Here is a 13,781-nt window from a genome sequence, read left to right as displayed (position 1 = left end):
CGAGCTCCCGCGGGTATCAGAGCGCCTTGCTGACCTTCACGTCGGTGATCTGATCGTCGCTCTGGCCGTGCATTTTTTTCAAGGCAGCTTCGGCTTCTTTGGTTGATGCCGATTGCAGTTGGGCGAACTCGAAGCGGCGTTCGCCATTGAGCTTGTAGCTGACAGCAAATTTGGTGGTGCGCGAGGCTGGGTTGTTCACGGTGACTCCTTGCATCATCCCAGGCGTGAGGTCGAGCGCCGGACGATCTTGATCTTGTGAGTGAAAGGCGGTTTGCGGCCGGCATTGGTATCTACCTTGCGGCCTGCGGTATCGATGGTGATGTTCCAGAAACCGGTGCTCGGCGCGGCGATCTTGGCCGGAAACGTGTCAAATGCACCGCCATGATAGGTGTGTCGACCGCCATTTTTGAAGCTGCGAAAATTCGCATCGTTCATCAGACGAATATTGCAGGTCTGCGAGCATTCGATAACGACCAGGTCGTCCTCGTTGAGATGCTCACGCTGGTGTACGAATTTCATGACGGGCTCCGAATGGGGGTTTTTCTGAAAAATCAAAACGATAGCATGTGATGCCCGCAATTTGACGTCGGTGGACACTAATTTGCCGTGTTTCTCGCAAATATTGCCTCAGTCGGGATTTAATTGCGCGTCAGCTTGTCGTAGGACCTTTATTTGGAGGCTTTGTATGAAACTGGCTGTAGTAGTCCTGGCTCTGGCAATGACTGGCTGTGCCACAGTAAATGACATCGAACATACACCCCCCACCATGAACGTGATGTCGGGCAAGAACCCCAAGGAGTATGCCGATTGCTTCGTTGGCAAGATCGCCAGCAGTCGCAAGCCGCCGCTTATCGAGCCTCGCCATGATGGCTTGCGCGTAATTGTGGCGCAAAAGCTCAGCAAATCGCCTGCGGCAGTCGTCGATGTCGAGAGCCGCTCGGGCGGCAGTACGATCAAGGTCTATGAACGACTCGCCAACGTGCCGATCCGCTTCAGGGATGTTCAAAACGCTGCCGAAGCGTGCATTTCCGGTTGATCGCTCAGGCGGGCTCAGCAGGCCCTGTCCGCTTCGGGCAGGGCGGCAGGCTTGATTACTTGCAGACTACCAGCACGCTACGGCTCTTGTAGTTTCCTACGTCCACACCCAGTGTCTTGTCGCTTTCCGCAGGCTGCGGAGTGCCGTCCGTGCCGACAATTTCATAACCTGTGCCCGCGCAGGACGCGTCCGCTTTTTCGTAGCAGCTTGCCCAGGACATCGCCTCGCCGGAGCAGTCGATGCTCAAGCCCTGTTTGCCGTTTTTCAGGTAAGTGTTGGAGGCGGTTGCGCAGCCGGTCAGGCCCAGAGCAGCAATAATGGACAGTAGGGAGAGGATTCTGATCATGTTTTTCGCTTCAGGATAAGGTCAGAGAATTGACAAATGCGAACGTTGGACTGGTAATGGGTGCCATCGTTCCGCCATGTTTTTCATCATAAATAGCTCGTCGTTAGCTGGCCACTGTTGAAGTTCTTTTGGAGCAGAGCATAAATGCTTCGGTCGTCGAAAACGCGTGCGCAGCACTGTTGCGGCGGGCTTTGGCGGCGGCTGGAGTGTGGTCCAGTCTGTAATTGGCTGCAGGCAATATCCAGGAAGTGCGGAACTATCTGCCTGAGGATTCCTCTATCATGGCATCAGACGGCCAAAGGCGGGGCATTGTAAGGTGACCGCCTCCTGATTAGACTGCGCCGTTAACACCAACAGCCCTTACCAAGGACTTTTATGATCAAGAAATGCTTGTTCCCAGCAGCCGGTTACGGCACTCGCTTCCTGCCAGCGACCAAGGCCATGCCCAAGGAAATGCTGCCGGTGGTCAACAAGCCACTGATCCAATACGGTGTTGAGGAAGCCCTCGCGGCTGGCCTGACCGAAATTTCCATCGTGACCGGTCGTGGCAAGCGTGCTCTTGAAGATCACTTTGATATCAGCTACGAGCTTGAGCATCAGATCAAGGGTACGGACAAGGAAAAGTATCTGGTTGGTATTCGCAAACTGATCGACGAGTGCAGCTTTTCCTACACTCGCCAGACTGAAATGAAAGGTCTGGGTCATGCCATTCTCAGCGGTCGTCCGCTGATTGGTAATGAGGCTTTTGCCGTGGTTCTGGCTGATGACCTGTGCGTCAACCCTGAGGGTGATGGCGTGCTGGCGCAGATGGTCAAACTGCACAAGCATTATGGCTGCTCGATCATTGCCATTCAGGAAGTCGATCCGCAGGAAACCAACAAGTACGGCGTGATCGCCGGTGAAGAAATCAAGACGGGCCTGTTCCGCGTGACCAACATGGTTGAAAAGCCAAAGCCTGAAGATGCGCCTTCCAACCTGGCGATCATCGGCCGCTACATCCTGACTCCGGACATTTTCGAGAAGATCGAACAGACCGAGCCAGGCAAAGGGGGTGAGATCCAGATCACCGACGCCCTGATGAAGCAGGCTGCAGAAGGCAACGTACTGGCCTACAAGTTCAAGGGTGAGCGTTTTGACTGCGGTGGTGCCGAAGGGTACATCCAGGCCACCAACTTCTGCTTCGAGCATTTCTACAAAACCGGCAAAGCGCATTGATTTTCGATTGATGATGCTCGGGACAAGGCCACCTTCGGGTGGCTTTGTCATTTCTGACTGGCCGCCAAGCGGTTATGCTGTGCTTCTGCCAAGGAGATATCGATGGCCTTTGATTTTGATCTGTTTGTAATTGGCGCCGGTTCCGGTGGCGTCAGGGCGGCACGTTTTGCTGCTGGTTTCGGTGCGAAGGTTGCCGTGGCTGAAAGCCGTTATCTGGGGGGGACCTGCGTTAACGTGGGGTGCGTGCCCAAAAAACTGTTGGTTTACGGAGCGCATTTTTCCGAAGATTTCGATCATGCCAAGGGCTTTGGCTGGTCGCTGGGTGAAGCCGAATTCGATTGGGCAACGCTGATCGCCAACAAGGATCGTGAGATCAATCGCCTCAATGGCATCTATCGCAAGTTGCTTGTCGACAGCGGCGTGACGCTGCTTGAAGGGCACGCAAAATTGACCGGTCCGCAACAGGTCGAAATCAACGGCCAGACCTACAGTGCCGAGCGCATTCTGATTGCCACCGGTGGCTGGCCACAGGTTCCTGACGTACCAGGGCGCGAGCACGCGATCACCTCCAACGAGGCGTTCTATCTCAAAACGTTGCCCAAGCGTGTCGTCGTTGTGGGTGGCGGCTACATCGCGGTGGAGTTCGCCTCGATTTTCAACGGGCTCGGCGCCGACACCACGCTGGTCTACCGTCGCGAGCTGTTTTTGCGTGGCTTTGATGGCGGCGTTCGCACCCATCTTCATGAAGAGCTGCTCAAGCGTCACATGACGATTCGCTTCAATAGCGATATCGAGCGCATCGACAAGCAGGCCGACGGCAGCCTGCTGCTGTCCATGAAAGGCGGCGGCACGCTCGAGACTGATTGTGTGTTCTACGCCACTGGCCGTCGGCCGATGCTCGACAATCTCGGGCTGGACAGTGTTGACGTCAAACTTGATGAGCATGGATATATCAAGGTTGATGAGCTCTATCAGAGCAGCGAGCCTTCCATCCTGGCTATCGGCGATGTCATCGGTGGTGTGCAGCTGACTCCGGTTGCGCTGGCTGAAGGCATGGCCGTTGCGCGTCGTCTGTTCAAGCCGGAGCAGTATCGCCCGGTAGACTACAATCACATTCCAACCGCAGTTTTCAGCTTGCCGAACATTGGTACAGTCGGGCTGACCGAAGAGGATGCGATCAAGGCAGGTCATGATGTGCAGGTGTTCGAAAGCCGTTTTCGGCCAATGAAGCTGACCCTGACTGACGATCAGGAACGCACCTTGATGAAACTGGTTGTGGATGCGAAAACCGACCGCGTACTGGGCTGCCACATGGTTGGGCCGGATGCAGGCGAAATCGTCCAGAGCCTTGCAATTGCCATCAAGGCTGGCGCGACCAAACAGGTGTTCGATGACACCATCGGCGTGCACCCGACTGCTGCAGAAGAGTTTGTAACCATGCGCACGCCTGTCAAACGCTAACGTCAGGCAGCGCAATACCCGGAGGTCAGGAAGAGCTCCGGGACAAGGCTTGAAAAGGACGGATCCCGACGTGAACAGAGAAAAATCATCGGCCGGAATGCGCCTGCATCTGGCCGGGCAGGATTGTGAAATCGCGCAGCACATTGATGCATTGCGTGAAAGCGAGCATCAGTTCAGAACCCTGGCTGACAACATGAGTCAGTTGGCCTGGACTGCAAGTCCTCGCGGGCAGGCCCATTGGTATAACGAGCGCTGGTACGCATACACCGGGACGTCGTTCGAGGCGATGACGGCTCTGGGCTGGCGTTCGATACTGCATCCCGAGCATCGTGAGCGTGTGCTGGCGCATTTGCAGTACTGCTTTTCAACGGGCTCGATCTGGGAAGACACCTTTCCACTGCGCGGCAAGGACGGTGCCTTCAGCTGGTTTCTGTCGCGTGCACTGCCCATGCGCGATGTGCAGGGCCACATCACTCACTGGCTGGGTACTCACACCGATATTACGGCTCAGGTCAACGCTGAAGAGGCGTTGCGCGAACTCAATGAAAGTCTCGAGTTACGCGTTGCCGAGCGCACTCGCGAGCTGGCAACCGCCAATGAATTTTTGCAGGCCGAAATCGTCGAGCGAGCAATGGCTGAAGAGGTCTTGCGCCATGCGCAAAAAATGGACGCAATTGGCCAGTTGACGGGCGGCATCGCCCACGACTTCAACAATGTGCTTTCCGGCGTAATGGGTGCCCTGGACATGATCCGGATCCGCGTGGCGGCAGGCCGGGTGGAGGAAGTTGATCGTTATCTGGACGCTGCGACCAGTTCCGCAAATCGTGCGGCTGCGTTGACCCGGAGGCTGCTGACATTTGCTCGTCGTCAGTCGCTGAATGTCACGGCAGTGGATATCAATCATATGGTCCGGTCTATGGAAGAGCTGCTGCGAGGTACGGTCGGCGCTCGCGCGCAATTGCGCATCGAGCTGGAGGAGGGGTTGAATTGCGTGCGTACGGATGAGCATCAACTGGAAAATGCCTTGTTGAATCTGGTGATCAACGCGCGTGACGCTGTTGCGGTCGGAGGGGCGCTCCGGGTGCGCAGCCAGCGGTTAACACTTGCCGCTCAGAAAGACGGGCTGGCACCTGGTGATTATGTGCGGCTCAGTGGAATGGCTCAAGACGTCATCGACCGGGCGTTCGACCCGTTTTTCACCACCAAGCCCGTAGGGCAGGGAACGGGGCTGGGTTTGTCCATGGTCTACGGTTTCATCAAGCAGGCGGGCGGGCATGTGCAGATAAAAAGCCAGGAAGGTCAGGGCACTCAGGTTCATCTGCTCTTGTCTTGCGCAGTAATGGCTGCCTGAGCGTTGCTTCTCATGCCTTGCCTTTTGGCTTTTTTCCAGTGGTCGTGGGTTTATCAGGCTGGCTGAGGCCGTTCTGCAGGTTTTCCAGTGCTGCTTCCTTCTTGGTCAGCAGCAGTTCCAGCATCCGGTTCTGCTGCCGTAGCTCTGTCATGGTCCGCTGGAGCGTGGTGCTTTCTTCCATCAGGCTGCGTAACCGTTCTTCCAGCAGAGCGCATTGGGTGCGGGCGTGATGCTGTTGTTCTGCCAGAGCGGCAGCCTGGGTAGTGGCCTGGTTCAGCAGGTCTTTTCGTTCGTGCAGTTCACGCAGGGTGCTGCGGTTTTCAGCCAGTAATCTCTCGTTGTCACGATTCAGCTGTGTGATGTCTTCCTGGCGCATGGCGATGCCTTGCTGCGCCTGTCGAAGTTCCATTTGCAGTTGCTGAACCTGACCTTCGTGGCGTTGCTGTTCCTGCTCGCGCTGCTCTCTGATCGAGTTGCGATAGTGTTCCAGCGCTTCACGGGCGTGCTGATGTTTTTCTTCAAGCGAGTGGATCTGGCCGTCCTTGTCGTGCAGGCGCGACTCCAGGTCCTGGTTGGCCTGAAGCAGTCTGGCGTGCTCGGTCTGTTCGGTTTGCAGGGCATTTTGCGTGCGAAGCAGGGCGGCAGCCTGCTGTTCCAGAGCCTCGTGACGTTGCTGCGCATGTTCCTGCAGTTCGCTGATCTGTTGCTGAGCCGCCGCCAATTGTTGCTGCAGGGTGGCGCGATCGGCCTGATACGTGTTGCAGGCCTGATCAATGCGTTCCTGAGCCTGCTCCTGAAGACGCTGGGCAAGATGAGCTACCAGGCCGCTCAATTCCTCATTGATGTCCGGCGCTGGCGCATGCGTGGCGTCGAGTTCCTTGAGATACCGGTGAATCGTGGTTTTCGAGCCGGTGTTACCCATTTCGATACGTACAGCATCAATACTGGGGTTTTCACCTCTGGACAGCAGGGAAGCCCTTGCTTTCTGCACCAACGCCTTGTTTACACCGCCCCGAGCCATGTATTCCCCTACGATTTCGTACTGTGGTATGTACCCTGTAATTACATACTATATCATTCGAAATTATTTGCCATTTTTTGAATTAATTAACCCGTGATATTGGCGTATTATCCCGTGTCAGGCGTTGTCAGTTCATTTTTCGGCGCTTTCTCCGGTACATGTGCAGGCTTGAACCATGAATGACGTTGATCGCTATATCGATGCCGCAACCCGTGACAACACGCGCCGCAGTTATCGGGCGGCCATCGAGCATTTCGAAGTGACGTGGGGCGGGTTTCTGCCGGCGACCAGCGAAAGCGTGGCGCGTTACTTGGCCAGCCATGCCGGAAAGTTATCGGTCAACACCTTGAAACTACGCCTGTCAGCGCTGGCGCAATGGCATGTCAGTCAGGGGTTTGCGGATCCCACCAAGGCGCCCATGGTGCGTAAGGTCATCAAGGGCATTCGTGCATTGCATCCGGCACAAGAGAAGCAGGCCGAGCCTTTGCAGTTGCAGGACCTGGAGAAAGTCATCGCCTGGCTGGAGAGCGAGATACGTGATGCAGAGGCGCAACACGATCAGCCGCGCCTATTGCGTTGTCGTCGGGATTCGGCGCTGATTCTGCTGGGGTTCTGGCGCGGCTTTCGCAGCGACGAGCTGTGTCGCCTGCAAGTGCAGGACGTCAAGGCCATCGCCCACTCGGGCATCAGCCTTTATCTGCCGCGCAGCAAGGGTGATCGCGATAACCTGGGCAGAACGTATCAGACCCCCGCCTTGCAGCGGCTGTGCCCGGTGCAGGCTTATATAGAGTGGATCAATTGCGCTGCGCTGGTGCGCGGTCCGGTGTTTCGGGCGGTGGATCGATGGGGTAATCTTGGCGAGGAGGGGCTGCACGCCAACAGCGTTATCCCGTTGCTGCGTCAGGCTCTCCAGCATGCAGGCATTGCCGCCGAGCACTACACCAGTCACTCGCTACGCCGCGGCTTCGCCAGTTGGGCGCACAGCAATGGCTGGGACCTCAAGTCACTGATGTCTTATGTAGGCTGGAGGGACATCAAGTCGGCGATGCGCTACATTGACGCCGCGCCGTTCCCGGGCAACCTGGAGACAGGGAACGGGTCGAAGGTTTCTTCTATCGATAAGCTGCCTTCATAGTGAAAAGCAATCAGTGACATCAGGTTTGCCAATGAGCGATTGTCACTGATCATGCGTAAGCTCCACTCCATCGAATTAACAACCCATCCAACCCATCAGGAGATATACCGATGCCTATCATCAACAGCCAAGTAAAACCGTTCAAGGCTACCGCGTTCAAGAACGGCGCTTTCGTTGACGTTTCGGACGCCGACTTCAAAGGCAAGTGGTCTGTCGTATTCTTCTACCCGGCCGACTTCACCTTCGTTTGCCCGACCGAGCTGGAAGACCTGGCTGACAACTACGAAGAGTTCAAGAAGCTGGGCGTCGAGATCTACAGCGTTTCGACCGACACCCACTTCGCCCACGCTGCATGGCACAACACTTCGCCTGCAATCGGCAAGATCCAGTACACCATGATCGGTGACCCGACTCTGACTATCTCGCGCAACTTCGACGTGCTGATCGAAGAAGCCGGTCTGGCAGATCGCGGTACGTTCGTGATCAACCCTGAAGGTCAGATCAAAATCGTCGAGCTGAACGACGGCGGTGTTGGCCGTGACGCTTCCGAGCTGCTGCGCAAGATCAAGGCTGCTCAGTACGTTGCCGCTCACCCGGGCGAAGTCTGCCCAGCCAAGTGGAAAGAAGGCGAAGCTACTCTGGCTCCGTCCCTGGACCTGGTTGGCAAGATCTGAGTCGCATGAATCGGCTGGGGGCGTTGAGCTCTTGAGCAAGTAAACCGCATCGCCCCAAAAAACGCCCGGGCGGTAATCGCCTGGGCGTTGTTATTTCTACCCTTTGTAAACAGGAAGCCGCCACATGTTGGACGCCAATCTTAAAGCCCAGTTGAAATCCTATCTGGAGCGGGTTACTCGCCCCATCGAGATCGTCGCGTCCCTTGATGACGGCGCGAAGTCTCAGGAAATGCTCGCACTGCTCAATGATGTGATCAGTGTCTCCAAGGACGTCACCCTGAATGACAGCGGCACCGACGCGCGTACTCCGTCGTTCTCGCTGAGCAGCCCTGGCCACGATATCAGCCTGCGTTTTGCCGGTATCCCCATGGGCCACGAATTCACCTCGCTGGTCCTGGCGCTGCTGCAAGTTGGCGGCTACCCACCCAAGGTCAGTGCGGAAACCATCGAACAGGTTCGCGCTCTTCAAGGCGAATTCCATTTCGAAACCTATTTCTCGCAGTCCTGCCAGAACTGCCCGGACGTCGTCCAGGCATTGAACCTGATGGCAGTATTGAACCCTGGCATCAAGCACGTCGCTATCGACGGTGCACTGTTCCAGGACGAAGTCACCGATCGCAAGATCATGTCGGTGCCCAGCATCTATCTGAATGGCGAGCTTTTCGGTCAGGGCCGCATGGGCCTGGAAGAAATTCTGGCCAAGATCGACACCGGTGCCGGTGCGCGTCAGGCGGAAAAACTCAACGCCAAACAGGCTTTTGATGTACTGGTAGTGGGCGGCGGTCCTGCTGGTTCGGCTGCTGCGGTTTACGCAGCCCGCAAAGGCATTCGTACCGGTGTTGCAGCCGAGCGTTTCGGCGGTCAGGTGCTCGACACCATGGCCATCGAGAACTTTATTTCGGTACAGCACACCGAAGGCCCGAAGCTGGCCGTTGCGCTCGAAGAACACGTCAAGCAGTACGAAGTCGACATCATGAACCTGCAACGCGCCGACAAGCTGATTCCAGGCGCGGCCGGTGAGCTGCACGAAGTTAAATTCGCCAGCGGTGCCAGCCTCAAGGCCAAGACCGTCATTCTTGCCACCGGTGCACGCTGGAGGGAGATGAATGTACCGGGTGAGCAGCAATACCGTAACAAGGGCGTGGCTTATTGCCCGCACTGCGACGGTCCGTTGTTCAAGGGCAAGCGCGTTGCCGTGATTGGTGGCGGTAACTCGGGTGTCGAGGCGGCAATCGATCTGGCGGGTATCGTGTCACACGTGACGCTGCTGGAATTCGATGTGCAACTGCGTGCCGACGCCGTCTTGCAGCGCAAACTGCACAGCCTGCCGAACGTTACCGTGATCACCAGTGCGCAAACCACTGAAGTGACAGGTGATGAGCAGAAGGTCAACGGCCTGCGCTACAAGAACCGCACCACAGGCGAAGAGATCAACGTACCGCTCGAAGGTATCTTCGTGCAGATTGGCCTGCTGCCCAACAGTGAATGGCTCAAAGGTGCCATCGAGTTGTCGCCGCGCGGCGAGATCGTGGTCGATCCTCGCGGTGAAACCTCGGTGCCAGGCATCTTCGCTGCCGGTGACGTGACGGTTGCACCGTACAAACAGATCATCATCGCCCTGGGCGAGGGTGCCAAAGCCTCCCTGAGTGCCTTTGACCACCTGATCCGTACTTCCGCCCCGGCCTGATCGGAGAGCGGTAAACGAAAAGCCCCGTGAGCGATCACGGGGCTTTTTGCTTTCTACGCGGATCGCTCCTTGCCGAAGCGATCACCGGCAGTCTCAGAGCGGCGTTGGCTGGATGATCTCTACCCAGTAGCCGTCCGGGTCCTTGATAAAGGCCAGGCTGTTCATGCGGCCATCGGACAAGCGCTTCTGAAAGTCGACGCCCAGGCTTTCAAAACGCTCGCAGGCGACTTTCACATCCGGGACCGACACGCAGATATGGCCAAAGCCGCGCGGGTCGCTGTTACCGTTATGGTAAGACGCTGTGGCATCGCTTTCAGTACCGTGGTTATGGGTCAGCTCCAGAATGCCGGGGATCGATTTCATCCACTCGTTGCGGGCTTTGTCGTCTTCCGGAATCTGCGCCTTGTCCACCAGCGCGAGGAAGTAGAGGCTGAATTCGGCTTCCGGGAAGTCACGCTTTTCAACCAGGCTGAAGCCGAGCACGCGGGTGTAGAAATCCAGCGATTTGGTGATGTCCTTGACGCGCAGCATGGTGTGGTTGAACACAAACTGCCGGGTAGCCGCTTCAGGGGCGGCGGTAACGCCCGGTAGTGTGTTGAGTTCGTGCAAGCTCATCAATGTGTCTCCAACAGAATGTACAAATAATGCCAAATGATACGGGGCAGGGCGGGCAGTGCCAAACCCTCGCTCGGATAACGTCGCTTCGGTCTTGCTCGATGCCGGCAACAGGCTCAGAATTTCCGGTCACCTGTTCTGGCGACCTGACCATGATCCTTTCGCAATACCGATGCTCCTTGCCAGGTCTGTGCCTGTTCCTGCTGCTGGGCACTGCACAGACTCATGCCGCCGATGCGATGATCATCTGGCCCGCAGGCTGGGAGGTCGAGTCGCTGCCGACCGAGTCGGGCAAGCCCGTGCAACCGTCCGTGCAAGTCAGACAGCGCGCGGTGAAAAACGATCAAAGTGGAAACCCGCTGATGGTCATGGAGCTGACCCAGACACGCCTGACGCCCGGGCATGAGGTCAATGTCCAGGGCGTACTGCTGGAGATGCGCAAGTCGGTTCAGGTCAATTTTGCCCGCAGCGGCCTGCAGAGCGTCTGCACGCATGTGCGTGAGAGCCGGCTCAGCGTCGTGCCGGCACTGGAAACCACCTGCACCATCACCCAGAACGGCGTGCATGTGTTGACCCAGACGCTGGTAGCGGCTGCCAGTAAAGAAATGGCCTGGTCGTTGTCCTACGCGGGATCAGCAGATGGATACACGGCCAACAAGGACGAGGCGTTGCGTATCCGCGAGAGCCTGCGACTGGACGATGCGCAGTGATACCTGCTTTTTCACAGGCAAAAAGAAGCCCGCCGAGGCGGGCATGGGGCGCTATTCCTTTAGCGGTCTTCATCATCCGAGAATCCATGTGAAAAAAGTGTGAAGCTGCGCGGTGTCGGTCATCCGCCGATTTTCGATGCGGCGAAGCACGCAGTAACAAATTGTCTTATCGCTCATTACACCGAATAAACCGAATAATTACTCTACACATTTCAGCAAGTGTTCAGGTTTGTAACTGCGTGCTGAATCGAATAATCGATGAGTTTTTATTGGCGTCATTATTTCAACGGTATTAATGCCTGACGCGCTGGAAGTACATGTACCGAGCAGTTCACTTAATCATGTGTATGAATGTCATGGGCGGGCAGGCAGTCAACTGTGTATGGGCGTTTGATCAGGCAGATGCAGTGTGCAGGTGCTCAGTTGACGTACGGGTAGATAAAAAAAGCCCCGCAAGTGCAGGGCTTCAATGGACAAAGTTTCAATCAGGCGCGAAGCCACGAATCAACAGTGTCTACACCGTACTGCTCTTTCCACGCCTTGAGACCGCGGTGGTTACCACCCTTGGTTTCAATCAGCTCGCCGGTATGCGGGTTCTGGTAAACCTTGACCACGCGTGCACGACGGCGCTTTGGCCCGGCGGGTGCGACCAGCGACGTAGCGCTTGAAGGATCAAGGATTGCGATGATGTCGCGCAGGCTTTTGCCGTAGGTGCCCATCAGGTCCTGGAGCTTTTGCTCGAACTCGATTTCCTTCTTCAACCCGGCGTCATTCTTCAAGGATTCCAGCTGTGCCAGCTGTTCTTGAAGGGCTTTCTCTGCTGCTCGAAACTCGGCAAGTCTGGACAAGTAATACACTCCAACAATGTAATGGCTGTTGTCAGCCCTATAAAGCGATGAGACAAAACTGATTGACCGATTCGCTCACTCGATGCTGCCCTGTACCTGCGGTTTCTATGCTGAAACATGGCCTTTGCGGCTTGTCATTGCGCAGACAGAGGATAGTTATAACTCAGTAGCCCGCAAATGATGCACCTTTTTTTTCAGTTAGAAAATAGCCTTTTTCAAATTCGTTAAATAGTCGTGGTGGAGAATGTTGGATATAGGCAATGAAGCCTGCGTTATCAGGCGAGCTGTTGTGTAAGTTATTTCCGACATTAGTCGCTGATGGAAAACGTGCCATGCGACACGGGACGGCTTAAAAGGAGAAACATCTGACAGACATGGGGGCTGGCAGATGCGGAAAGAGTAGAAATGTCTGAAGGCAGCGGATGAAAGGGCGTGTAGCCGCATCAAAGATGGCCCTTGGCCTGCCTTTTTTTGCCTTTCTGACCCTACAGTCCCTGTTGCAGCACCGGGTCGTCGGGGTTCTGCTGCTCGAGCTCCGCCAGCAGAATCTGCACGTTTTGCAACTGACCGTTTTCTTTCCAGTATTGAATCAGCAGCACTCTGGCCTTGCGGTTCGCAGGCTGGCTCTGAACAATCTGCGTCAACTGCCTCTGTGCCGCCTCAAGCTCGTGCAACGAATGCAGGGCAACCGCCAGGTCATAGCGATAGTCGGTGTTATCGGGTGCCAGCTCTGTAGCCTTCGCCAGGCTGAGCACGGCAAATTCTGCCTGCCCGTGGTTAAGCAGCCACATGCCCAGTGCGTGCTGGAGCATGGACGAACCGGGGTTATGTTCCAGCAACTGGGCGAAAAGGCTGCGTGCCTGCTCAGCCTGGCCCTTGCGGTCCAGCAGCTCAATGTGCGCCAGCGCTGCTTCAATATTGCCCGGGTCCAGGGCTGTGGCCCTCTGCAGCGCGGCGACTGCCGGCTCCAGGTCGCCGGTCTGCAGGTACAGTCTGGCCAGTTGCAACTGGTTTTGTGCGCTTTGCGGCTGGCTCTTCAGCGACTCCTGAAACGCCTCGGCACTTTGCTGCAGCACGGCAAAGTACAGCCCCAGTTCATCTGGTGACAGGCCGAGCAGGGCACTGGTGGCGCGGAATCTGACGGATTGTTCGTCGTCGTCCAGCAATGGGCCCAGCAGCAGGCTGCGCTGGCTGTTGGAGACCAGTCTGACGCTGACATCGATAGCCGCTTCGCGCACCTGTGCGGATCGGTCACCCAGCGCGGCATCGAGCAATTTGAGGGCCTGAGGGCTGGGGTAGTCGCTCAATTCGGCGAGCAGGTTGATGCGCTGCTCGTCAGACAGGTCGGTTCGTGCCAGTTGTTGGTACAGCACGCGTGCAGCGCCGGGCTTGCCGTCGTGCGCCTGTTCCAGTGCCTGAGCGTAGGTGTGGCTCAACCTGGCGGGAACGGTCTGAACGGGCAGGCGCCACCACCAGAAGGCCAGTGATAGCGCCAGCATCGCCGCAGCCGCTGCGCCGATCAGCCAGCGATGTCGAGTAGTGGGTTGAGGCGATAACCCCTTGGTAGAAAGTCTGGGCATATCGATTTCCAATGCTTGACGGGTTGCAGCTTCGGGGAGTGGGTGGCAGCTGTCAAACGGCAATCATGATGCCGTCGGCTTACGGACAAAAAAAGCCCCGCG

Annotated in this window: 15 protein-coding genes; 8 read left to right on the top strand and 7 right to left on the bottom strand. The window is 56.7% G+C overall.

Going from position 1 to position 13,781, the window contains the following annotated elements; all coding sequences use genetic code 11:
* Nucleotides 1-16: 16 nt before the first annotated feature.
* Nucleotides 17-199: a hypothetical protein gene (locus tag RYC17_RS01465; protein WP_316902317.1), complete on the bottom strand. Its 183-nt coding sequence runs from the start codon at nucleotides 197-199 to the stop codon at nucleotides 17-19.
* A 14-nt stretch (nucleotides 200-213) separates the two neighbouring features.
* Entirely contained in the window at nucleotides 214-519 is a 306-nt protein-coding gene (locus tag RYC17_RS01460) for a DUF1883 domain-containing protein (RefSeq protein ID WP_003380432.1), read from the bottom strand.
* Between the two features lie 166 nt (nucleotides 520-685).
* Between RYC17_RS01460 and RYC17_RS01455 the strand changes: the two genes are divergently transcribed.
* Complete coding sequence (locus RYC17_RS01455; protein ID WP_058402283.1) at nucleotides 686-1,036, top strand: hypothetical protein; 351 nt, start codon at nucleotides 686-688, stop codon at nucleotides 1,034-1,036.
* A gap of 55 nt (nucleotides 1,037-1,091) precedes the next feature.
* Here RYC17_RS01455 and RYC17_RS01450 read toward each other — a convergent pair whose 3' ends face one another.
* The gene (locus tag RYC17_RS01450; RefSeq protein WP_230018886.1) at nucleotides 1,092-1,373 is read right to left on the bottom strand and encodes a hypothetical protein; all 282 of its coding nucleotides are present in this window, start codon (nucleotides 1,371-1,373) and stop codon (nucleotides 1,092-1,094) included.
* Between the two features lie 384 nt (nucleotides 1,374-1,757).
* Between RYC17_RS01450 and galU the strand changes: the two genes are divergently transcribed.
* The 3 genes from galU to RYC17_RS01435 all read left to right on the top strand — a co-directional run bounded on the left by galU (nucleotide 1,758) and on the right by RYC17_RS01435 (nucleotide 5,409).
* On the top strand, nucleotides 1,758-2,597 hold the full coding sequence (gene galU / locus RYC17_RS01445; protein WP_057401823.1) for a UTP--glucose-1-phosphate uridylyltransferase GalU: 840 nt from the start codon (nucleotides 1,758-1,760) through the stop codon (nucleotides 2,595-2,597).
* Nucleotides 2,598-2,699: 102 nt separating this feature from the next.
* Nucleotides 2,700-4,058, top strand: a complete 1,359-nt coding sequence (gorA, locus tag RYC17_RS01440) for a glutathione-disulfide reductase (protein ID WP_058402284.1) — start codon at nucleotides 2,700-2,702, stop codon at nucleotides 4,056-4,058.
* A 70-nt stretch (nucleotides 4,059-4,128) separates the two neighbouring features.
* Nucleotides 4,129-5,409, top strand: a complete 1,281-nt coding sequence (locus RYC17_RS01435) for a PAS domain-containing sensor histidine kinase (protein WP_316902308.1) — start codon at nucleotides 4,129-4,131, stop codon at nucleotides 5,407-5,409.
* 10 nt (nucleotides 5,410-5,419) lie between these two features.
* Here RYC17_RS01435 and RYC17_RS01430 read toward each other — a convergent pair whose 3' ends face one another.
* On the bottom strand, nucleotides 5,420-6,430 hold the full coding sequence (locus RYC17_RS01430) for a DNA-binding protein (RefSeq protein ID WP_058402286.1): 1,011 nt from the start codon (nucleotides 6,428-6,430) through the stop codon (nucleotides 5,420-5,422).
* Nucleotides 6,431-6,605: 175 nt separating this feature from the next.
* On the opposite strand from RYC17_RS01430, the gene RYC17_RS01425 reads away from it, so the two are divergent.
* From RYC17_RS01425 to ahpF, 3 genes are all read left to right on the top strand, one after another.
* A complete protein-coding gene (locus tag RYC17_RS01425) occupies nucleotides 6,606-7,565 on the top strand; it encodes a site-specific integrase (protein ID WP_316888665.1) in 960 nt (319 codons plus the stop codon).
* Between the two features lie 110 nt (nucleotides 7,566-7,675).
* The gene (gene ahpC / locus RYC17_RS01420) at nucleotides 7,676-8,239 is read left to right on the top strand and encodes an alkyl hydroperoxide reductase subunit C (RefSeq protein WP_002553298.1); all 564 of its coding nucleotides are present in this window, start codon (nucleotides 7,676-7,678) and stop codon (nucleotides 8,237-8,239) included.
* A gap of 124 nt (nucleotides 8,240-8,363) precedes the next feature.
* The gene (gene ahpF, locus RYC17_RS01415; protein WP_058408145.1) at nucleotides 8,364-9,926 is read left to right on the top strand and encodes an alkyl hydroperoxide reductase subunit F; all 1,563 of its coding nucleotides are present in this window, start codon (nucleotides 8,364-8,366) and stop codon (nucleotides 9,924-9,926) included.
* A 93-nt stretch (nucleotides 9,927-10,019) separates the two neighbouring features.
* Here the strand turns inward: ahpF and gloA are convergent, their stop codons facing one another.
* Complete coding sequence (gene gloA, locus RYC17_RS01410) at nucleotides 10,020-10,541, bottom strand: lactoylglutathione lyase (protein ID WP_058402289.1); 522 nt, start codon at nucleotides 10,539-10,541, stop codon at nucleotides 10,020-10,022.
* 101 nt (nucleotides 10,542-10,642) lie between these two features.
* Here gloA and RYC17_RS01405 point away from each other — a divergent pair, with 101 nt between their 5' ends.
* A complete protein-coding gene (locus RYC17_RS01405; protein ID WP_316902307.1) occupies nucleotides 10,643-11,251 on the top strand; it encodes a DUF4946 domain-containing protein in 609 nt (202 codons plus the stop codon).
* A 485-nt stretch (nucleotides 11,252-11,736) separates the two neighbouring features.
* Here RYC17_RS01405 and RYC17_RS01400 read toward each other — a convergent pair whose 3' ends face one another.
* Nucleotides 11,737-12,099, bottom strand: a complete 363-nt coding sequence (locus RYC17_RS01400; RefSeq protein ID WP_002553302.1) for a histone-like nucleoid-structuring protein, MvaT/MvaU family — start codon at nucleotides 12,097-12,099, stop codon at nucleotides 11,737-11,739.
* 485 nt (nucleotides 12,100-12,584) lie between these two features.
* Nucleotides 12,585-13,679, bottom strand: coding sequence for a tetratricopeptide repeat protein (locus RYC17_RS01395; RefSeq protein ID WP_058402291.1), 1,095 nt, complete (start codon nucleotides 13,677-13,679; stop codon nucleotides 12,585-12,587).
* Between the last annotated feature and the right edge of the window lie 102 nt (nucleotides 13,680-13,781).

The organism is Pseudomonas syringae group sp. J248-6 (genome assembly GCF_032586995.1).
Taxonomy (GTDB): Bacteria; Pseudomonadota; Gammaproteobacteria; order Pseudomonadales; family Pseudomonadaceae; genus Aquipseudomonas; species Aquipseudomonas amygdali.
Note: the sequence above shows the minus strand (reverse complement) of the source record. Positions and strands in the feature narration are given on the sequence as shown.